Origin of the sequence: Flavobacterium sp. 83 (genome assembly GCF_000744835.1) — a bacterium.
GTDB lineage: Bacteria > Bacteroidota > Bacteroidia > Flavobacteriales > Flavobacteriaceae > Flavobacterium.
The window spans coordinates 1,305,427-1,326,243 of the sequence record NZ_JQMS01000001.1 but is presented as its reverse complement, the minus strand read 5'-3'; the positions used below and the strand labels follow the sequence as shown (position 1 = coordinate 1,326,243).

The window sequence follows — 20,817 nt, the reverse complement described above, 5'->3', positions numbered from 1 at the left end:
AAATGGAGAACTTATACAAACTCAAAGAAGAGTTTTTAAATATATGGTCATTAGATAGAGTTAGAAGCATGACTCTTGAAGAATATACAAACTTAAATAGAGATGATTCTTTTTGTTATTGGTTAGAAAGTAGGACTACTGATTTAGGAGGTATTGGGGGAGGCTCTGCTTATAAATTTGGCATTTACAAAAGAAGTGATTTAAGTAGAGCTGTTGAGGCTGATAATAGAAAAACAGATGGTGAATATGCTTGGTTTACAAAATATGGAGCAAACACAAAGGAAGAAGCTTTCGAATCTGTAAAAGGAATAATCATTGATATAATTGAATGTGTAAAAAACAACAGACTTGAAAGAATAGATAAAATTGATTTAGGAGCTGCTTACAAATGGAAAATTGCTTTTTTGTACAGTGATTTTAATATCATAAATATTTTTAAATATGAAGCTTTAAAGTTTCTTGCTTTAGGAAAAGGATTTGATAAAACTAAAAGACAGCCTATTTCAGAATATCAAAAATTCCTAATGAATTTAAAATCTGATGAAGAAGACTACTTTACTTATGCCCATAACTTATGGAGAGAATATGAAGACTCTTTAAAAAGAACAGAATCTATATCTGTAAACCAAAAACAACTTTTTATAAATTGGTTAATCTCAAGTAATCTAGACCCTGAAATAGCTGAAGATTTAGAATCCCTATCAGATGATGTTCTAGCAAAAGGTTATTTTTCTAAACCAATATATGATTGCACAACCTATGATGATGTTGTACAGTTGTCATTTCAGGACCCTATTTCAGAAAATTGGAATGGTTGTTATGAACATTATAACAACTTTGTATTTACCCAATTAACAGATAAGACAGGAATAGATTTATTCATAAAATACGGATTAGTTACAGTAAGTAATAGAGCAGAATTTGAAAAATTTACAAAGAATAACTACTGGAGCGGGGATAATAAAAAAGCATATGAGCAGTATGTAAATGGATTTCACAAAGACTCTAGGTTAGCAATTTATAGCAGAATTAATAAAAATCAAATAAAAATTGGAGCACTTGGGACTGTTATTAATAACCCTAACAATGGATTTGAATTAAAAGTTGAATGGGATTCTGATTTTGAAAGTTTTACTGTTGACTTAATTTGCAATCCAGGCACTTTAGATTTCTATGAGATTCAGCCTTACTGTAACGAAGATGAAAATTTAGATATAAAAAATATTTTCTACAACATTAAACCAAAAGTTAACTGTATGACTCATCCTTTAAATCAGATTCTTTATGGTGCACCTGGAACTGGTAAAACCTATAATACTAAAAGATTAGCAGTAGAAATAATTGATGGCTTAGATTATTCCAAATCAGATAGAAATACTGTTTTAAAAAGGTATCAGGAATTGTATAGTTCAAAACAAATCAATTTTACAACTTTTCATCAAAGTTCCAGTTACGAGGATTTTATTGAAGGGATAAAACCGGTATTAAAATCTGATGATGATAATGATGATACTATTATTACGAAAGATACTATTGAATATGAAATTAAAGATGGTCTTTTCAAAAATTTATGTAGACTAGCAGAAGGTGTTTCGGGAAATATTGAAGTTGTTGAAAATTTTGATTTTCAGAACAAAAATTTCTACAAAATGAGTCTAGGAGGAAAAAATCATTTAGAAAAGCATAATTGGAGTATTAAAAATAATTTGGTTTTTCTAGGTTGGGGTCGTGATAAAGATTTTACAAAACTTAAAGATATTAAAGATTGGAAAACTTTCAGAGACACCTTTAAAAAGGAATTTCCAGAATTAGTAGAGGACAGTAAATTTGTGATTCAAGCAGTTTATGCCTTTCAAAATATGAAGATAGGTGATGTAGTAGTTATTACTAAAGGGAATAATGTACTAGATGCTATAGGTATTATTGAAAGTGAATATTTTTATGACGACTCACAGGAAATTGATCATTATCAATTTAGAAAAGTAAAATGGTTAGCTACTAATATGAATGCTTCTCCTCAATTATTTATAGATAAGAACATATCTCAACAAGCTATTTATCAGTTCTATAATGATGACGTTAAAATTGATGTATTCAATGAGAATTTCAAAAAAGAAAACAAGAAAGCGGAACATAAAAAATATGTATTAATCATTGACGAAATAAATAGAGGAAATATTTCTTCAATCTTTGGAGAGTTAATTACTTTATTAGAAGATGATAAAAGGAAAGGAATTTTAAAAGAAAATAAAGAAGCTATAGAGGTTGAATTACCTTATTCTGATGATAAATTTTCTGTTCCTGACAATCTTTATATCATAGGAACAATGAATACTGCTGACAGAAGTGTAGAGTCGTTAGATACTGCATTAAGAAGAAGATTTTCATTTGTAGAAATGTATCCTAATTCCGAAATCCTGAAAAATGAGCATGACTCTAAAGGTATTATTTCAAATGAAGAAGGAGAAATAGATCTTGTGCAGCTTTTGGAAACAATTAATGGCAGAATTGAAATTTTGATAGATAAGGACCATAAAATTGGACATTCTTTTTTCATAAATACTAAAACTTTTCAAGAATTAAAACTTGTTTTTAAAGACAAAGTAATTCCTTTATTAGAGGAGTATTTCTTTGGAGATTTTGGAAAGGTAGGTTTAGTTCTAGGTAAAGGATTTATTGAAAAAGCAGATGTTAAAGATAAAGTTGCCTTTGCTGATTTTGACCATGATGACAAAGATATTTTAAGAGAAAAGGCAATTTATCTATTTTCCAAATGTGCTGATTGGAAAGCTAATGATTTTATTCAAATTTATAAATAATTGAGTAAGGGCAATTTTATACAGGTTTTTGAATATCAAAAAATTAGATATGATGCAAATGGTGATTTCAAAAGTCATCATTTTGATTCTATGGTGCTATATAATGAAAAGAACCAAAGTAAACATTTTACAGTTATTCATAAAGGTATTCAGTTCAATAGTTACGTAGGAGTAATTCAAATAGGAGGCTTAACTATAGAGATACTGCCTAAAGCAGATAATGACATTTCGCATTCAGAAGAACAAAAGAAAAAGTGGCAAGGTGTACTTTTAAATATGCTCCGAGTTTGTAAACACATTACAGTTGACAATGTCTCAGAAACTAATTTAAGCAAAAGATACAATTCAATTTTAGAAGTATATTTTGAAATGTACTTAAATGAAGTAGAAAGCTTAGTAAAGAGAGGTTTAATAAAAAAATACAGAAGAGTTCAAAGCAATCAATTAGCTCTTAGAGGGAAATTGTTGTTTTCACAAAACATACAGAAAAATATAGTTCATAAAGAAAGGTTCTATTGTGAGCATCAAATTTATGATAAAGAACACTTATTACATTTAATATTGTTGAGAGGTCTAAAGGTCTTAGATTCGCTTATCAGTAGCCATTTAAAAGACAAACTAAACAGGCTGTTATTTGAGTTCTATGATTATAAAGAAATCAATATCAATGCAACACATTTTGATAAGATAAATTTAGAAAGAAAGTCTTTACCTTATCAAAAAGCTGTTGATATAGCGAAAATGCTAATCCTAAATTACTCACCTAATTTGAATTCAGGGAATGACAATATGCTCACACTATTGTTTGACATGAATAAACTTTGGGAGGAATACATTTATAGAATTTTGCAGAAACATAAACCAGAAGGATACAGAGTTAATTTTCAAAACAAGACAAGTTTTTGGGAGCATAAAACCATTAGACCTGATATACTGATAGCTTCTGATACCAATGAAATATTTGTTATCGACACTAAATGGAAAATAGTAGATTCCAGAAACCCTTCTGATGATGATTTGAAGCAAATGTTCACTTATAATCTACATTGGGAAGCAGAAAAAAGCATGCTCTTATATCCAAAAATAAACCAAGAGGATAGCAAGTTTGGAGTTTATCATTTTGATGGTTTAGAGAAGAAATGCAAGTTAGGGTTTGTGAGTATAGTGGATAATGGTATAAGAAGAAGTGAGAATATAGTTCTTGAAATAATGGAAAAATTGAAATAATAATTTAAAAGGCATAAAATATGGGGGAATGGTCAAAAAGTGTTGGGGAGCAAGGTGAAAAAATTGTAGAATATTTATTTGAAAATGTATTAGGATACAAAACAATCAGACAAAACCTTACTATTAACTGTAATAATGGAGAAAAACATAAAGTAAAAGAGAGCCCAAAAACTACTCACGGTATTGATGGACTTATAACGGTAAATTCCACTTTAGAAGATAAGGTTTTAGATGTTGGTGTAATTTCTGTTAAGTTTACTTCAAATGAATATCCAAGTGCTCCAAAAGGAGATTTTAAAAAACATTTGATGGATTTAATTTATACTTTAGAATGTTTTGAAACGTCAAAGTTAAGTTCAGAGGTTAATAAGAATTTTTCTAACATTACTAAAACGGATATAACAGGGATATTAGTTTGGGCGTCAAATGAAAGTGATTTAGATTCTGAAATTGTTTCTAAAGTATCAAATTTGTCACTAGGTTCAGAATATCATTTTAATAGAATTGTAGTTTTAGATAATTCTAAAATTTCTTTTTTTGTAAACTTAATTGAAAATGTTAAAAATAAATATGGAGAAAAAAATGTCTCTTTTATATATCATAATTCAGGGTTAAATTCAATTGGATTGCAGTCAAAAAGTTATGGGGAGTTTTTACCAATTCAATATTTATTTTCTGACATTATTCCAATGAGAATTGAAGCTGATAATAAAGTAGATTTTTTAATAGGTATAAGAGATAATTTTAAATATGAGGATTTTTTAAGAATTTTATCATTCATTAAAAGTTTTGACCATTTAGACTCATCAAATAATGTTATTGTTTCATTTCCTGATTACAATGAAACAAAAAACAGTGAAGAAGTTAAAAAAGCACTTTCGTTTTTTGGAAATGATAGTTTTAAATCAAATTTGATAGTAACCAAACATACTTTAGATTTTAAAAATAGATAATATGAAAGATAGAATATTACCTTATGGGGATAGATTGAGACAATTACTTGTAAAGTCCAATATTACCAACTCAAATCTAAATTTGTTCTTAAGAGAAAAGGGTGTTTTTTTAGGTAATAATGAAAAGAATGATTCTGTTCCTCTCATAATGAAAACAATAATAACTCCTTCTGAATTTGAAGAATTATATGATACTCAAAAAAAGAGAGAAGATAATATTAAGATTAATTCAGCTGTATTAAAATGTAGTAAAGACTTCAATTTGCCGGACATATTAAGAACTGGATTTGATATAAATGAACTTATAGAGAAATCAAGTGATTACAAACAAAACTTCACAATAAAAGGCACACCGAAATTTTATTTCGAAGATGAAATTGGCATTCTTGATTATGAAATTGAAAGAATAAATTTGCTTGATGATTGGACAAGTAACACAACCTCTCACAAAGGAACTATATTTGTAAAAAAACTGAATAATGGTAATATAGAACTAAAAGTTGAGCAGAATTCTACTTCAAAGGAAACCAAGTTTATCAATGATTTAATTAACAAGGAGATAAAAAATATTTTTACTAAAGATGAAATTATTTCTCCTAAAGACGATTATATTAAAATTAGATTCAATGATTTTACCAACCCCAATAGATTGCAATTTTTATATTCATTTACCACTAAAATTTGTATTTATTTGGAGTTTATTTCTGTTTCAGATATAGATATATATTTAGATGAAAATGAAAAAACTCCTGAAGATTTAAAAAAGTTCTTAGACGAATTAGAATCTTTGAAACTTAATGGAAAAAAACTTCAAAATCATTCTCTTGTTACTGATAATAAATATCATAATAAGGTAATCTTTGCTTCTATATCATTAAAGTATAAGTTTAATATTGATGGAGTTAAAGGAGATTGTATTGTGAAAATAAATTTTCCGGAATATATTTCAAAAAAAGATGAAACTTCAGAGGTGCAATATGTCATAAATTTTACCATAAGCAAGGAATGTCGAGGTATAGCGACTGATAATGAATTAAGGAAAAAAGTCGTCTCTTATATAGATACACATAAACTAAAATCTTATAATGAATTTAAAAAAGTATAATGGAAGTATTGTTATATTCATAAAAATGAAATGCTTCTGTGAAAATTAACGATTCTTTTTTTGGTTATTAACAAAATGTTGATATCTTTGCCCTAATAATACCTGCCACGCTTCCCTTGAGAACAGCGCACCTGGGCAGGTTTTCGATTTTTTATACCTGACCAATTCATGAAATACACAAAGCCTGCGGTGACCTTCCCGGATCAAGTAAGTATTTTAAAACAAAGAGGACTCCAATTTAAGGATGAAGCTAAAGCTGAACATATTCTATCTACGATTAGCTTCTATAGGCTAAGAGCATATACTTATCCTTTTCAAGATAATATTAATCCAAGTCATCCATTTATTATTCCTGTGACTTTCGAGAGTATTATTGAACTTTATAAATTTGACAGAAAACTACGTCTAATTATATTTGATGCAGTGGAAAAGATGGAAGTGGCTATAAGGACACAAATCATATATCAGTTTTCTTTGAATTATGGGAGTCATTGGCAATTAGAACCTTCGCTTTATAGGGATATACCTAGATTTGCTAGGCATATACAATCATTGAATGAAGAAATAGACCGCTCAGATGAAACATTTATTAAGCACTATAAGACAAAATATACTCAGCCTACTCAACCACCATCTTGGATGACATTAGAGGTAGCAAGCATGGGTCTTCTCTCTAAATTGTACCAAAATTTAAAAGATGGTCCTGAAAAGAAATCGGTAGCTTCCTATTTTGGTCTGCCTAATGTAGTAATTATGGAAAATTGGTTATTGTGTTTTAGTAATCTAAGAAATATTTGTGCTCACCATGGAAGATTATGGAACAGAAGGTATACAGCTAAGCCACTTTTGCCATATAATACAGCAAAACCCTTTTATAGTAAGGCAGATATAAAAGGAATATATCCGAATAAATTTTATGCAATTGCAAGCTGTATGTTATATATGTTAAATCAGATAGATCCCGAAAATACTTTTAAGTTACAAATCATTAAAGCAATGCAAAGATGTCCCATGCAACAGGAAAAAGAAATGGGATTTCCTACTGGTTGGCAAAAGCAAAATCTTTGGAAATAATATTAAATTGTATCCATTGCCTTAATAATTAGTATTGTATTTAAAAGCCTCTTCAGTACTTGAATTAAACCCAACTACTAGTTAAAGGGGTTGAATTCTTCAACTCAAGGACCAAGAATAGTTGGTAGAACTATTACTTAGTGCTTTTGAGATACCTTCAGAAAAGCTGAAGGCATTAATTAGCTCCTCTTTCGGGGATGTCATCTGCATAAGATGATTTATTTAAGCCTGTGAGCAAGTTTTAAAATTCCCACATACCTATTTCTCAGTTAGCTTTCTATTTTAGATGCTATTCTAAAAAAAATCTTTCTCTGTCTTTTAGTTCTGGTGATTTAAGAAAAAAAGAATGTACATTTCCAATATCCCTTAAACAATTTATTTTTGTATTAAGGTCGTTTAAGTCTTGTGACAAAATTATTTCATCACTTAAATTAATAATTTTTTTCATTTTTCCTTGAAACCTGAGTTTCGAATCTAAATCTCCTGATTTAATATTCTCCAACTCATCCAATAATTCTTTTGCTATTATCCTTATGTCATCCATAATAATTGTTTTTCTAACTTATCATTGCATTTTAATTAATGCGTTCTCTAATTCATATTACTTATTTGTATCATCAACTTCAAAAATTCTTAGTAATCCTTAATCATTCAAATCTGTAAAGTGAGGTTCAAATAACAAGCTTGGTTCTATTGTCCTATTTCTTGGTTAAATAAGAAAAATATTTTGGATTTGAGTAAAAATAGTCTTTTTTTGGAATTATTAAAATATGTTATTTAAAATTTTAAAGGATTTTAATATTTTTATAGTGGTTTATTTTGCATTTCCAAATGGTCAACATTTAGAAAATTTGAATGGATTAGTTTTATTTATCAACAGTTAAAAATCAGATTTTATTTTTATCTAATTTTGTATTATCAAATGAAAAGGCAAAATGAAAGTAAGAAATATTAATAGCGTTACCCTCGAATTCTTAAAATCCGATTTAACATCAATTAATGAGGTTCCATTTTTTGATGAGGGTATCTCCGCTGGTTTTCCTTCTCCTGCTGATGATTTCCAAGAGTTGAAAATAAGCTTTGATAAAGAGGTGTTTGGTACTTCGCCATCAACTATTTTTTGTACCAGAGTTAGTGGTTCATCTATGGAAGGTGCTGGGATTTCAAATAATGACATTATTGCAGTTGATAGATTACTTGACCCAGAAGATGGTGATATTGCAGTTTGTCTTATTCACGATGAATTCACACTTAAAAGATTAAAGGTTGATAAGGACTGTATTTGGTTAATGCCAGAAAACGATAATTACAAACCAATCCAAATTACAGATAACGAATCGTTTCAGATCTGGGGTATTGTTATCAACACCTTAAAATTCCACCGCAAAAGAAAATAGCTATGTATGCTTTAATTGATTGTAACAATTTTTATGCTAGCTGTGAACGAGTTTTTAGGCCTAGTCTAAGAAATAAACCTATTGTTGTTTTAAGTAACAATGACGGATGTGTTGTTGCACGTTCCAATGAATCTAAAGCACTGGGAGTTAAAATGGGTGTTCCCATTTTTCAGATTAATGATATAGTTAAACAGCACAGTATTGTGGTTTGTTCTTCAAACTATACTCTTTACGGTGATTTATCCAATAGAGTAATGACTTTAATTAAACAATTTTCTCCCGATGTTGAAGTGTACAGTATTGATGAAGCATTCCTTAAATTCCAAAACCACAAATATGCCAATCTGGATGAAATAGGTTTAGAGATGCACCGTATTGTAAAAAAAGGAGTTGGAATTCCAATTTCAATAGGTTTTGCACCCACAAAAGCACTTGCCAAGGTTGCTAACAAAATTGCCAAGAAGTTCCCTGAAAGAACCAAGAACTATTACATAATAGATAACGAAGAAAAGAGAATTAAAGCACTAAAATGGACTAAAATTGAAGATGTGTGGGGTATTGGAAGACAGTTTTCAAAAAGACTTCAGTCAATAGGTGTTATCAACGCATATCAATTTACTCAATTAAGCGATTCCTATGTTAGAAAGTATTATACCGTTGTTGGGTTAAGGCTTAAAAAAGATTTGGAAGGAGAACCAACAATAAATTTTGAAGATATAAAGCCTAAACAGAATATTGCAACAACACGAAGTTTTGATGTGATGATGAAAACACAGGATGAATTGAGAGAGCGAGTTTCTACATTTGCATCACTGGCTGGAGTTAAATTAAGGAGTCAAAATAGTAATTGTGAATTGATACAGGTCTTTATTTATACCAACAGGTTTAGGCAAGATTTACCGCAATACAGTGGCTATAAAACAGTCAAATTGCCATTCCCAACTTCTTCCACATTTGAGTTAAATAAGTATGCCCAAATGGCTTTAAATTCAATTTATAAAGATGGGTATAGTTACAAAAAAGCGGGTGTGATATTAATGGGAATCAGTCAAGATGAAACACAACAATTATCAATGTTTGAGTATGAAAATCCAAAGCATAAAGTTCTAATGAATGTGTTAGATAAACTGAATATTAAGATGGGTGAGAAGGTGAAGTTTGGTGGTCAAGATTTAAAAAGAAAATGGAAAATGAAACAGGATAGTTTGTCACCTTGTTATAGCACCAATTTGAAAGATATTATAACAATTAATTGCTAATAGTTATATGTTTCTTTATCCTCCAATTGAAAAAGTTGAACTAAAATTCAATGCAAGGTTGATAATCCAAATGGTCTTTTTCCTAAATCATCTTGCAAAAGTCATAAATAAAAAAACAATTCCCAACCCCAAAAGAGAGGTTGGGAGATTGTCAACTCAAAAACCAACGGTAAGCACTATCGCCGTCAATTGCCTTTGAAATTCCTTCCGAAAAATGGAAGGCATTTAAACTTTTATCTAAAAAGTTATCGATATAACTCGACTTATTTGCGCCAGTCAAAAGGTTATACATTTTCCAACAATTAATATCTCCATTTTCATTTTTAGAGAAATTTTCATCTTCAAAGTAGGCTTTAGCTATAGCGTTTAACTGCCCATCATTAAATAGAAGTTCAGGAATACCTGCTTTTAACTTTTTCGGCAAATGTTGATATAATCTTCCTCTACCAAGAATTTGGCAAAACTGGTTTTCAGTCAAGTACTTGTTTTCCAAATTTTGCATCTGTGAAAAATGATTTTCCATATTGTAACTGGAAAGTAGTTGCATAATGTGATTTTTTAGTTCATTGATGCTTAAAACTTTTACATCATTTAATATGCCATCAGTTGAAACACAGGTATTTGTACAAATTTTATTTCTGAAACCAGTGAATACTTTAAAGCGTTCCACACTTTTTTTGCTGTACAGATTTTGATGGTTTAAAGCTCTTACGCCACCTACACATAATGTTAAAGTGTTTCCTCCGACAACTCTAGTAATAGTGGGAATTTCAATAACGAATGCTAATCTTTCCCAGTACATGGTTTTTTCGTGTGGTAAAAGTTCTTGAACAGGTTTTCGCAGTGCTTCGGATATTCGACCTTTTATAACGTGTGAAACTCTAATGTCAGGTTCTGAAATAACTTCATTACCAAAGACTTTAGAAGCACATTCACGCATCGCCACAATAAAATCGTGATGCGCAATTGTTAACTCATTATCTTTGGAAAAGACAGCCGTTGTGCATTCATTTTCGAGCTGAAATAGCGTTGTAACTTCTGTGTTAGCTTCTATGAAAGGTGATTTTTGTATAATATTAGAAGATTCGTATAAACCTGGATCCTTTATATAGTTAAGGAATACAGGTACAGGTGAAACTTGTCTATCTTCTCCCAAATTTTCACTTCTATTTTCTGAATTAGATTCAATAAAAGAAGTATTTGTGAGTATTTGTGAAGAGTCACTTAAACCTGGAGATATAATCTTTTTTAAGGCTCCAGGTATTTGTGAAAGAGTCTCCTCGTTTCTGATTTTAGTGAGTTCCATTTCCATTTGATGATACATTTGAGGTTAGTTGTTGTAGAAGGTTTTTCTTGGCTACAAAGTCCTGTTCAATAGTTTTAGCCAACTCTAGGTTTGCATTATAAAGGTTTGTAAGCTCTGATAGGTTATTACATTCACTTACCTTAACCTGTAGCTCTCCTTTAGTCATGTTGCTGTTGCACCAATCTAAAATCTTCTTACCAGTGTTTGAGTTAATAACAAACTGAGGTTTCCCCTCAAACAAATTGGTTCTGTCTTTGGAAGCAGTTGCAAAATGTTTATAATCGATGTCAAAAACTATTGTAAACTCGTAGCTAATCTCATCTCTTTGAATTGCTTTTAACCCTACTTTTTCAGGAACCATTTTCCCGTTTTTTTCACTTAACACATAGTCTTGTTTTACTCGCATTGTGCAAATGATATGAACATCACTTTGAAGAATCTTTTCTACAAATGCTTTTTGTCTAGGAGTTATCTTGTTCCAATTTGTAAATGAGTTTCCAGTAAGGGAAGCATGATAATCCAATAAGAAATCCCAGCAATGGCTGATGCTATCAAGAATTATCACTTCCATCCCTGACTTGATGCATAAGTCTATTGCCTCAATATATCTTTCAGGGGAATGAGGAGACTCTAGGTTAAGAACATTGTAACTACCTATGTGAGCATAAAGATTGCTTGAGCCTGCTTCTGTGTCTATCACAGCCACTTTAGAAAGGTTTCCATTGGTTAAACCTTGAGCTAATAATAAAGCACTGTAACTTTTTCCTGCTCCTGATGGAGCCTGTAAAGCCATTTTGATTTTGGCTTTACTTCTTTCTGATTTTTTTAATTCCATAATTTATAATTTTAAAGGTTATTATTTAAGTTTGTTTAGATTAAAATGAAAAAGCGACTATCACAGTGACATAGTGACAATCGCTTTTGAAAACTTTTTTTGAAAAGTAAAAAAAGTTAAAAGAATATCTGAAAGAACGATATTAAGAGGTGCTTTTAAAAATACTTTCTAAAACTTAAAGTCACTTTGTCACTTTTTAAGTTTAAAATTTATAATATGTTGGTAACATCTTAAAAAGTCTTTTTGGAATAATTCAGATGCTTATCTAAAATTATTCATTTTTAAAATTTTAGTTTAACATTACTTCTTATATTTTTTAAGCACTGTTTTTATCTCCTTTATCGTGAACTTCATCACTTCTAATTCTTTCACTAATATTTAGTTTTACCAACACTTTTCCATTACTTTTATAATGACTACTTTTTATTTGATAAAAAGCACAATATTTATCAATCCATTTTTTTAATGTTTTAATTGCAACTCCTTCCGAAAAACTTGGATTAGTTTTTATAAACTCTTTAAATAGTTCCACTTTATCAAAAACAATTATTTCTGAGGTTAACTCCCCTTCAAGTTGACTTTTTTCGCTTATTAAAGCATCCATAAACTCAATAAAATCAACACTAGTTTCCGTTTTTAATCTATTATAATCAATGTTTATTGACATGGGTTCAATAAGTCCATTTTTAAGATAGAATTGTACTGCTTTAATCATAAAATTATCGAATTGAACCCATTCGTCTTTATCCCAATCATCAAATAAACGATGATCAAATTCCTCTAATGGTGATAATTCATTTTTAAAATATGATGACACTTCAAATTCCACTTTTCTTCGTTTTTCTGCATTACCACCACCTCCTTTGACAATATAGTTTGATGTGATAAGAATTTTTGGAGACTCCTTATTTGGGATCACTACTGCGTTTTTATATTTTTTTTCAATATGAAGGTCTCCTGTTATGAGTGGATACAAACTTTCAAAATCAAAATCTTTTTTTACGTCATCAAAAAAGATAAGCCTATGTTGGCTATTAAGTCCTGACAATCTAAATTTATCTTGACTTTTCATTGTTTTACCATCAATAAATAATGAAGGAATTACATAACCAATAGCCTTTCCTATGAGTGATTTACCCGTTCTGCCATTAGCTTCATCAGATTCTACATCAATTTCTGAATCCATCAAAATAATTGCTTTTGCACAAGAAGGATCCTTGTAAGAATGTATAAGGTATCCAATAATAGATACTATACTTTTAATTCGCTCCTCTTTATGGTCAGCAATTATCTGAATAAATTCCCAAAATACACACTCCTTATTATCTCTAATATAAAACTCTCTTTTTAGTATTTCAAGTTCCCATACATACCCTTGAAAATTTTCATATTCTACTAATTCCAATTTATCCTGAGTCACTTCTACTATGGTATTTTCGTAAAATAGATACCCTGTTCTTTCATCTCCCGAATTTCTATTCATGTCTAATGAATGAAAAGATTCGAAAAGTTTTTTTACAACATATTCTTTATCTAAATATTGAATCCATAGAGCTTCTTCGTTTTTAAAAGTTGTATACTGTCGAATTTCATCCCGTAGCTGATGCTCTTTAATTTCTTTTACAATTGAATTCCTTTTAACGATAACTAGTTTGTAGTCGCCATTTTCATCAACTACTTTTCTATAACCCAAACTTTCCCAAAACTTAATTAGATTTGAATTACTTATGGAAATTTTACCATCTTTGTTTTTTGTAAAAAAAGGCACAGCATCTTTAAATTTTTCATGCATATTTAATTCATTTTTAGGCTGTATATCTTTTCTCATAATTTAGATTGTAAATTGAAATTGGTTCCATTAAAAGTTTTTCATTGGCATCATCAATAATATCATTATCAAAATCTTTTAGATAAGCCGTAGTGATACTTACGTTATGATGCCCCATAGATTGACTTATAATATCAGTTGAAATCCCTAATTCTTTCAGATTAGTGGCAAAACTGTGTCTCGCTACATAACTCGTAACAGGCTTTTCAATACCAACTATTTTTGCAATTTTCTTCAGATCACTATTAAACTGCTTTAGCTTCTTAAATTTCCTATTCTCAATTTGAATAGGAGTAAGCCCCTCTTTTAAAAGGATTGGAAACACATATCCTGTTAAAATATTTACTGTTTTGTAAAAATTGAGAATTTCCTGAACTGGTTCTAGAATCTTAACAATAAATTTTCCTTTAGTCTTAGAACGAGTATAGATAATTTTATCATTATCAATATTATCCCATCTTAGCTTCATCATGTCATAAAAATTCATACCTCTTGTGTAATAAGAAAAAACAAATAGATATTTAGCTTCTGATAAATGAGGATGTTTATTCTCATCCAGGTTTTCAATCTTTTTAACTTCATCTCTTGTCAAGGCTTTTTTGAAACCCTTCCCTTTTAATTTTGAGACTTTATAAACTTTGAAAGGATAGTATTTCTCTAGAACAACACCTCTTCTAATAGCTTCATTATATAATGCTCTTAGTTCACGCATTCTTACTCCTATTCCCCCATCATTACTGCCATTGGCTCTTAGATGAGTCTCATACTTATCCAAAACTTCGACAGTGATTTCTCTGAATAAAACCTTTTGGTTTTTATGGAATTTAAAGAAAGAGTTTTTTGTGTCTTGATGAGCACGGGCATTCCCTGTCCTTCCTGCAAGGTTTAAATCATTAATTTTATCCAACCAAAATTCTAAAACAGTTATTTTACTCTGCTCCTTTCCCTTAAGTTTCTCTTCAAATTGATTTAGAGTAAAATCTATCTCTTCAAAATTAAATCCATCTATTATAGTCAAAGCTTTTTGTTTGAAGTTTAATAACGCTCTATTTCTTTGAAGATAGTTAGGATAACTTTTTTTAAATTGGGATGATTTCTCATCCCAATCTTTTTTAAGACAATACATGCCTAATGTAATTATCTTCGTTTTTCTATCTTTAGTTATCTTAAATACGATAGGATATAATCCCTCTCTATTAGGCTTATCTCTTAAGGCTATTTTTATATTTGACATGTTTTTTAAGTTTTAATGGTATAACGATATAATTTCCTTTGTGGATCTATAACATTTTGGGGAATAATTTCTAGTTTCACATATTTTGATTTTAAACCCTTAAACCTTAGATTATTTATTTCTCTTTTTTCATAAGTTAATCTATATTGTATATCCTTACATAATAAAGCGGTTTTGTGTCTGAGACCATCAATACAAATTGGATTTTTAAAATCCAGACCAAATTCCATTTGTGTTATTTGTGTGTCTTTTAAAAAAGGTAACTTTTCACTCAATCTATTTATAACAGCATTTAATTTTTCTGCATTAAAATTTTTACCCTTGATTATTGGATTATAGAACTTAAGCAGTAAACTGTTAATATCAATAAGATGTTCAGTAAACATTAAATTAGCACTTAGGAACTTTATAATCAAAGGATACTTCGCTTTTACGGAGTCAATTTCATAACTCATTGAAATTTCTTCAAAGTTCCCTTCACCATAAATGATAATTTTTACTTTTTCCTTATTCTCAAAATTTATTTTAATAAAATCTATCATCATGATTGGTTTTTAGAAGTTTTACCCAAGTAACGTTCTGTTTCTAGGTTAATTTCATTTACAGAATTAACCTTACCACTTAAAACCCAATTGTCAAGATCCCCTTTAAGGATGTAGATTTTTTTACCTCCAGGTACGTAATGCGGGATTTCCTTACTACTTGTAATTTTGTAAAGACACGATTTTGATAATTGCAGATACTTTGCTGCTTCTTCAAGAGATAAAATCTCTTTTTTTAGAATGTTTTGTTTCTCTATTAAGACTTCAATTCTGTCTAATTGTTTTTGGAATAATTCCATATTTTTTTAAAATTATGGATGTGCACATCCTGTTCATCATGCAAAGAAATGCCATAAAAAAACCCTCATTTCAAAAGTGTAATGAGGGTGTAAGGAGTAGTGTAAGGAAAAGTGTAAGGTTAAATTCTAGTCAAACTCAGTATTCTCGACTTGATATTGTTTAATTTTTCGTTTTGAATTTTATTCAATTGGCAATTAACCTTAATATAGTTAACTGTAGAAATTGGGACTGAAGGTTTATTTTTAGTTGATTTTGTCATGAAAGCTTCGCTATTTCCAATTGATGTTGGATTCAAATTTTTAAAGTATTTTTTAATTTGTTCCAAAAAGTAGACAGCTTCTCTCGTTGAACATTGGAATAAAATCTTATCATTACTTAACAACGGATTTGATCCTGTAAAAACATTCTCAAAACTTTGTTGTGTTACTTGAGCGAAATCAATAAGCCCCAAATCTTTTGCAATATGATAAAGTAATCGAATTTTTTTTTTACTTATCAATGGTATGAAGTATGGCTCTACGTTTGTTTTTTTTGAATAAACATTAGTGTCATTAAAATGTCCCAGCTGTTTTCTACTTAATGTTTTTGAAATTTTTTTTAAGTAAGGATGTATTAAGTTGTGATGCTCTTGATTAATTTCAGAATATAACGTTATATCAGCAAGAATCTGTTTTTGTTTGTCAAGGTAATTTTTTGTTGAATTTCCATTGTTTACTATTTGTTCAGTCTTTTCTTCAATTAGATAAATACTGTTAGTTACTGTAGTATTCAGCCTGCTTTCTAAATAATCTTTAAAATAAACTTTTACAGGTAAAAATGGTTCGTTTTCATAATAGTCTTTGATGTATTGAATTGAAAGGTCATCCTTATTAATCTCTACAGATGGATTTATATAATGTGAATTTATAAAATCTGTAAACAAGTCAGATTTTATAAATTTTTCCAAAAAGAGAAGTGGATTGTCTAATGTAGAATTTATTTGTTGAGCCATAAGTCAAAATTAAATAAAAATTAAATGTTTGACCTATGTTTAACCTATAAAACAAAAAAGCCTTTACATCTCTGTAAAGGCTTGATTCTACTAGTGGTCCCACCTGGGCTCGAACCAGGGACCACCTGATTATGAGTCAGGTGCTCTAACCAACTGAGCTATAGGACCGGTTAAGAGTTTGCAATATTACCACTATTTTTCATTCGCTCCAAATATTTTTGACTTAGATTTTCAGATAGTTTCATTATTAATCGCTTTAAAACAGAAACTAGCTGAATATTAGAATTCTAAAGAACTTAACATAAATTACCTTATTTCCTGACACAATTCAATTAAGACCCCATTAGTACTTTTAGGATGCAAAAAGACAACCAACTTGTTGTCTGCTCCCTTTTTTGGGATTTCATTCAAAACAACAAATCCTTCTCCTTTCAAACGCGACATCTCTGAAATGATATCTTCTACATCAAAAGCAATGTGATGTATCCCCTCTCCTTTCTTGGCAATAAATTTCGCAATAGGACTATCTGGATTGGTTGCGGCTAAAAGTTCAATTTTATTAGAACCAACATTAAAGAAAGAGGTCGTTACCCCTTCACTTTCTACTTCTTCAAATTTATACGGAGCAGAGCCTAATAGCTTTTCAAAAATTAAATTCGATGTTTCTAAATCAGTGACCGCAATACCAATATGCTCTATTTTTTTCATCATTATAAATATTATTTTGAAAATTAATTATTAAATTTAAAGATATAATAACTGTATTTATTGTAATTCACAAACCTTACTACCTTGTAAAATTACATATTAAAAATCACAAAAGCAGGAAGAATTACAAAAGCAAGCCAAGTTAAATACCTCATAATAATTCGATAAAAAGTTTCAATTACATTAATTATAATTGTTATTTTGTAAATTCTAATTTAGACTTGATATGTTGAAAAACAATTTAAAATATATTTCCTTATTTTTAATTTTAATTATGGTTGGTTGTGCAAAAAGAGGCAGCATTACCGGAGGCTTGAAAGATACCATTGCACCCGTTTTAAAAATAAGTTTCCCAAAAAATTTCAATACTAACTTCAAAGGAAATGAGATTAAATTAGTCTTTGACGAAAATATCAAATTAAAGAATTTAAACAAGCAGTTGATTATTTCACCTCCAATGAAAAATGAACCTTTGATTCTACCAACAACTGCCAGTAAATTTATCACTATAAAAATTAAAGACACACTGCAGCCCAACACAACTTATAGCTTCAACTTTGGCCAGAGTATAGCAGATAACAACGAAGGAAATCCATTCAACCAGTTCAAATATGTGTTTTCAACCGGAAACTATATTGACTCTTTGTCTATTGGAGGAACTGTAAAAGATGCTTATGAAAAAGATGCAGAATCATTCATTTCTGTTATGTTATATGAAGCAAATGATACTTTTAAGGATTCAATAGTTTATAAAGAAAATCCACGATATATAACAAACACTTTAGATAGTCTAAAAACATTCCGTTTAGAAAATCTTAAAGCAGGAAAATACCTTCTTGTAGCAATGAAAGACTACAACAATAATAACAAATTCAATTCAAAAAAAGACAAAATTGGATTTCACAAACAATTCATTTCTATCCCAAACGATACTATTTACAACTTAGCATTATTTAGAGAAGTACCTACATTCAAGGCTTTCAAACCAATCCAAGCATCAGGAAATCGATTAGTAATGGGATACGAAGGAAAGATTAATCAAGCCAATTCAACACCTAAAATAATCTTGAAAAATAAGAATGAAATCCTAAATACAATTGTCACCCAATTACCAAAAAAAGATTCCCTACAAATATGGTACAAACCTGTAAAAGCAGATTCGTTAACTTTAGCAGTAGCCAAAGAGAACTATAACATGACTTTTTCTTTTAAAATAAAAGACCAGAAAAAAGACACTTTAAACATTGCACCTTTACAAACCGGAGTATTACATTTCAGAGATCGATTTACTTTAGAAACCGCCACACCATTAGCAGCTTTTGATAATTCAAAAATAAAGCTAGTTAACAAAGCAAAGGCTTCTGTTCCTTTTACAACTGAATATGATGAATTCAACCAGAAATTGTATTTCGATTTTAAGAAAGAACCTCTTGAAAACTATACCGTTTCCATCCTACCAGGTGCATTGACTGATTTTTTTGAAAAATCAAATGATTCACTAACATATAAGTTAACTACAAAAAACACCGCTGACTATGGAAATCTTAGTGTGTCTTTACAAAATGTGAAACAATTTCCAGTCATAGTAGAACTGACTAATACAAAAGGAGAAGTTTTAGCTACCGGATATTCTGAAAAAAACACAATAATCGACTTTAATCTAATTGAACCTGCACTTTATACCCTAAGAGCCGTTTACGATGAAAACAAAAATAAAGAATGGGATTCAGGAAATTATTTAGAAAAACGCCAGGCAGAAGAAGTGATTTATTTTTCGAAAGAAATAGACGTTCGAGCTAATTGGGACGTTAACCAAGTTTTCGATTTAAGCCTTCCCTATACTGCTGAACCTAAAAAGAAAGCGGATAAAAAGAAAACAGATAAAAAGAATAAAAAACTATAATTTTTTTATTTCAAAAGCATCTCTATCATTCAAAAAACCTAACTTTTGTCTGGTTTGCAGCATCTTTTCTTTATTTAATTCCGCAAAGAGAATACTTTCAGACTCTACTGGTTCAACAATGTAATTCCCGAGAAAATCTATCACTTGCGAGTGGCCAATATATTGATAGCCATTATTGTCTTCCCCTATCCTATTAACCCCAATCGCATAGCACATATTTTCTATTGCACGGGCTTTAAGCAATGCATCCCAAGCATTTGTTCTTATTTTTGGCCAACTTGCTACATAAATCAACAAATCATAATCCTCAGAATTCCTGGAGAACACCGGAAATCTTAAATCATAACATACTTGCAGGCAAATTTTCCAATCCAAATACGCTACAATATTTTTTTGAGATCCACTGGTATACACTTTATCTTCTCCAGCCAACGTAAATAAGTGTTTTTTATCATAGAATTGAATTTCCCCTGATGGAAAAACGAATACCATTCTGTTATAAAAATTATTATTTTCTTTTATAACTAAACTTCCTGTAATAGCCGTTTTTTTTGCTTTCGCCAAAGACTTTAGCCACATCATCGTTTCTCCTTGCATTGTCTCTGCAACATTTACCGGATTCATCGTAAAACCCGATGTAAACATTTCCGGAAGTACAATCAAATCACTGTTAATTGTATTGATTTTTTCTTCGAAATAGTTTCGATTTTGCCTTGGGTTTTCCCAGTAAAGTGACGATTGAATAATTGCTACTTCCATTAGATAAGTTTCATTTACTTTATATACAAATACTATATTAGAATTTAATACCGAATTTCAAACATCAATTTACAATTTGATACTTCCAGTTTTCACTTTTATGTTTATTAGTACGTATGGGAACCAAAACCATAGGCAAGCCAACAGGAATTAATGGAGATAAGATAATACCATACCCCCCCCCCACAATTAAGCCGAATGTTCCAAGCGCCATAAATACAGTCCCAGTTACCACAAACAAAGGCGAGGCAACAGATGAAAATCTTGAATGACTACTGATTGATTCTATTGAATCAATTGCAATGACCTGATCCGCTATCATAATCGTTTTATCGTCCAAAATAGTATAATTTCCAATTATCTTTTTATCTGCTTTAGTTATAATTTTTATCCTTTTGTTTTCCTTTAAGAAAATTGTTTTTTTACTATTTTCTTTTTTTAAAGAAATTCCCTTTTCCTGTGCTGATAAAAACAAACCAGTGAGCAAGAAAAGAAAAGACAACACCATATTTTTACCAATGAAATTGTGTAATCCTATTGAGCGTAATTCCATGTTTTTTTTTCTAAAGTACAAAAT

19 protein-coding genes and 1 tRNA gene are annotated in these 20,817 nt (G+C 29.8%); 8 read left to right on the top strand and 12 right to left on the bottom strand.

Going from position 1 to position 20,817, the window contains the following annotated elements:
• Positions 1-2 precede the first annotated feature (2 nt).
• The 5 genes from T410_RS17145 to T410_RS05730 all read left to right on the top strand — a co-directional run bounded on the left by T410_RS17145 (position 3) and on the right by T410_RS05730 (position 7,178).
• Positions 3-2,819, top strand: a complete 2,817-nt coding sequence (locus tag T410_RS17145) for an AAA family ATPase (RefSeq protein ID WP_051929360.1) — start codon at positions 3-5, stop codon at positions 2,817-2,819.
• Positions 2,820-4,046, top strand: coding sequence for an McrC family protein (locus tag T410_RS05745; protein ID WP_035669371.1), 1,227 nt, complete (start codon positions 2,820-2,822; stop codon positions 4,044-4,046). It begins immediately after the preceding gene.
• Positions 4,047-4,066: 20 nt separating this feature from the next.
• On the top strand, positions 4,067-4,999 hold the full coding sequence (locus tag T410_RS05740; RefSeq protein ID WP_035669369.1) for a hypothetical protein: 933 nt from the start codon (positions 4,067-4,069) through the stop codon (positions 4,997-4,999).
• 1 nt (position 5,000) lies between these two features.
• Entirely contained in the window at positions 5,001-6,104 is a 1,104-nt protein-coding gene (locus T410_RS05735) for a hypothetical protein (protein WP_035669367.1), read from the top strand.
• A 168-nt stretch (positions 6,105-6,272) separates the two neighbouring features.
• On the top strand, positions 6,273-7,178 hold the full coding sequence (locus T410_RS05730; protein ID WP_035669366.1) for an Abi family protein: 906 nt from the start codon (positions 6,273-6,275) through the stop codon (positions 7,176-7,178).
• Between the two features lie 289 nt (positions 7,179-7,467).
• On the opposite strand, the gene T410_RS05725 is transcribed toward T410_RS05730, so the two are convergent.
• Positions 7,468-7,722 (bottom strand): hypothetical protein, encoded by a 255-nt coding sequence (locus T410_RS05725; RefSeq protein WP_035669364.1) that lies wholly within the window; start codon positions 7,720-7,722, stop codon positions 7,468-7,470.
• 391 nt (positions 7,723-8,113) lie between these two features.
• On the opposite strand from T410_RS05725, the gene T410_RS05720 reads away from it, so the two are divergent.
• Positions 8,114-8,575 carry a LexA family transcriptional regulator gene (locus T410_RS05720; RefSeq protein ID WP_051929359.1) on the top strand — a complete coding sequence of 154 codons (462 nt, stop codon included), beginning with the start codon at positions 8,114-8,116 and terminating at the stop codon, positions 8,573-8,575.
• 2 nt (positions 8,576-8,577) lie between these two features.
• Positions 8,578-9,834 carry a Y-family DNA polymerase gene (locus tag T410_RS05715; RefSeq protein WP_035669363.1) on the top strand — a complete coding sequence of 419 codons (1,257 nt, stop codon included), beginning with the start codon at positions 8,578-8,580 and terminating at the stop codon, positions 9,832-9,834.
• A 151-nt stretch (positions 9,835-9,985) separates the two neighbouring features.
• Here the strand turns inward: T410_RS05715 and T410_RS05710 are convergent, their stop codons facing one another.
• The 9 genes from T410_RS05710 to mce all read right to left on the bottom strand — a co-directional run bounded on the left by T410_RS05710 (position 9,986) and on the right by mce (position 17,578).
• Positions 9,986-11,158, bottom strand: coding sequence for a DUF3871 family protein (locus T410_RS05710; RefSeq protein ID WP_152556932.1), 1,173 nt, complete (start codon positions 11,156-11,158; stop codon positions 9,986-9,988).
• A complete protein-coding gene (locus tag T410_RS05705) occupies positions 11,127-11,933 on the bottom strand; it encodes an AAA family ATPase (protein WP_255360747.1) in 807 nt (268 codons plus the stop codon). The genes T410_RS05710 and T410_RS05705 overlap by 32 nt, the downstream gene beginning before the upstream one ends.
• Positions 11,934-12,291: 358 nt before the next feature.
• Entirely contained in the window at positions 12,292-13,803 is a 1,512-nt protein-coding gene (locus tag T410_RS05700) for a primase-helicase family protein (protein ID WP_035669358.1), read from the bottom strand.
• Positions 13,781-15,037 carry a site-specific integrase gene (locus T410_RS05695; RefSeq protein WP_051929358.1) on the bottom strand — a complete coding sequence of 419 codons (1,257 nt, stop codon included), beginning with the start codon at positions 15,035-15,037 and terminating at the stop codon, positions 13,781-13,783. The genes T410_RS05700 and T410_RS05695 overlap by 23 nt, the downstream gene beginning before the upstream one ends.
• A gap of 5 nt (positions 15,038-15,042) precedes the next feature.
• Positions 15,043-15,582, bottom strand: coding sequence for a hypothetical protein (locus T410_RS05690; RefSeq protein WP_035669355.1), 540 nt, complete (start codon positions 15,580-15,582; stop codon positions 15,043-15,045).
• Positions 15,579-15,878: an AlpA family transcriptional regulator gene (locus T410_RS05685; protein WP_035669352.1), complete on the bottom strand. Its 300-nt coding sequence runs from the start codon at positions 15,876-15,878 to the stop codon at positions 15,579-15,581. Before T410_RS05685 ends, T410_RS05690 begins: the two co-directional genes overlap by 4 nt.
• 119 nt (positions 15,879-15,997) lie before the next feature.
• The gene (locus tag T410_RS05680; protein ID WP_035669348.1) at positions 15,998-16,870 is read right to left on the bottom strand and encodes a DUF6617 family protein; all 873 of its coding nucleotides are present in this window, start codon (positions 16,868-16,870) and stop codon (positions 15,998-16,000) included.
• Positions 16,871-16,964: 94 nt separating this feature from the next.
• A tRNA-Ile gene (locus T410_RS05675) sits at positions 16,965-17,038 on the bottom strand.
• Positions 17,039-17,176: 138 nt separating this feature from the next.
• Entirely contained in the window at positions 17,177-17,578 is a 402-nt protein-coding gene (mce, locus tag T410_RS05670; protein ID WP_035669345.1) for a methylmalonyl-CoA epimerase, read from the bottom strand.
• A 226-nt stretch (positions 17,579-17,804) separates the two neighbouring features.
• On the opposite strand from mce, the gene T410_RS05665 reads away from it, so the two are divergent.
• Positions 17,805-19,481, top strand: a complete 1,677-nt coding sequence (locus T410_RS05665) for an Ig-like domain-containing protein (RefSeq protein ID WP_035669343.1) — start codon at positions 17,805-17,807, stop codon at positions 19,479-19,481.
• Here T410_RS05665 and T410_RS05660 read toward each other — a convergent pair.
• Together T410_RS05660 and T410_RS05655 are read right to left on the bottom strand one after the other, a co-directional pair.
• Positions 19,476-20,240: a nitrilase family protein gene (locus T410_RS05660; protein WP_035669341.1), complete on the bottom strand. Its 765-nt coding sequence runs from the start codon at positions 20,238-20,240 to the stop codon at positions 19,476-19,478. The two genes, T410_RS05665 and T410_RS05660, sit on opposite strands and share 6 nt — an antisense overlap.
• A gap of 64 nt (positions 20,241-20,304) precedes the next feature.
• Complete coding sequence (locus T410_RS05655) at positions 20,305-20,793, bottom strand: hypothetical protein (protein WP_035669339.1); 489 nt, start codon at positions 20,791-20,793, stop codon at positions 20,305-20,307.
• Between the last annotated feature and the right edge of the window lie 24 nt (positions 20,794-20,817).

Bases quoted from the DNA above. Each gene is read 5' to 3' on its own strand.
- T410_RS05665 (WP_035669343.1), top strand. From the start codon at position 17,805: ATGTTGAAAAACAATTTAAAATATATTTCCTTATTTTTAATTTTAATT.
- T410_RS05655 (WP_035669339.1), bottom strand. From the start codon at position 20,793: ATGGAATTACGCTCAATAGGATTACACAATTTCATTGGTAAAAATATG.
- T410_RS05725 (WP_035669364.1), bottom strand. From the start codon at position 7,722: ATGGATGACATAAGGATAATAGCAAAAGAATTATTGGATGAGTTGGAG.
- T410_RS05685 (WP_035669352.1), bottom strand. From the start codon at position 15,878: ATGGAATTATTCCAAAAACAATTAGACAGAATTGAAGTCTTAATAGAG.
- T410_RS05705 (WP_255360747.1), bottom strand. From the start codon at position 11,933: ATGGCTTTACAGGCTCCATCAGGAGCAGGAAAAAGTTACAGTGCTTTA.
- T410_RS05680 (WP_035669348.1), bottom strand. From the start codon at position 16,870: ATGGCTCAACAAATAAATTCTACATTAGACAATCCACTTCTCTTTTTG.
- T410_RS05730 (WP_035669366.1), top strand. From the start codon at position 6,273: ATGAAATACACAAAGCCTGCGGTGACCTTCCCGGATCAAGTAAGTATT.
- T410_RS05690 (WP_035669355.1), bottom strand. From the start codon at position 15,582: ATGATGATAGATTTTATTAAAATAAATTTTGAGAATAAGGAAAAAGTA.
- T410_RS05710 (WP_152556932.1), bottom strand. From the start codon at position 11,158: ATGTATCATCAAATGGAAATGGAACTCACTAAAATCAGAAACGAGGAG.
- mce (WP_035669345.1), bottom strand. From the start codon at position 17,578: ATGAAAAAAATAGAGCATATTGGTATTGCGGTCACTGATTTAGAAACA.
- T410_RS05715 (WP_035669363.1), top strand. From the start codon at position 8,578: ATGTATGCTTTAATTGATTGTAACAATTTTTATGCTAGCTGTGAACGA.
- T410_RS05695 (WP_051929358.1), bottom strand. From the start codon at position 15,037: ATGTCAAATATAAAAATAGCCTTAAGAGATAAGCCTAATAGAGAGGGA.
- T410_RS05720 (WP_051929359.1), top strand. From the start codon at position 8,114: ATGAAAGTAAGAAATATTAATAGCGTTACCCTCGAATTCTTAAAATCC.
- T410_RS05735 (WP_035669367.1), top strand. From the start codon at position 5,001: ATGAAAGATAGAATATTACCTTATGGGGATAGATTGAGACAATTACTT.
- T410_RS17145 (WP_051929360.1), top strand. From the start codon at position 3: ATGGAGAACTTATACAAACTCAAAGAAGAGTTTTTAAATATATGGTCA.
- T410_RS05740 (WP_035669369.1), top strand. From the start codon at position 4,067: ATGGGGGAATGGTCAAAAAGTGTTGGGGAGCAAGGTGAAAAAATTGTA.
- T410_RS05660 (WP_035669341.1), bottom strand. From the start codon at position 20,240: ATGGAAGTAGCAATTATTCAATCGTCACTTTACTGGGAAAACCCAAGG.
- T410_RS05700 (WP_035669358.1), bottom strand. From the start codon at position 13,803: ATGAGAAAAGATATACAGCCTAAAAATGAATTAAATATGCATGAAAAA.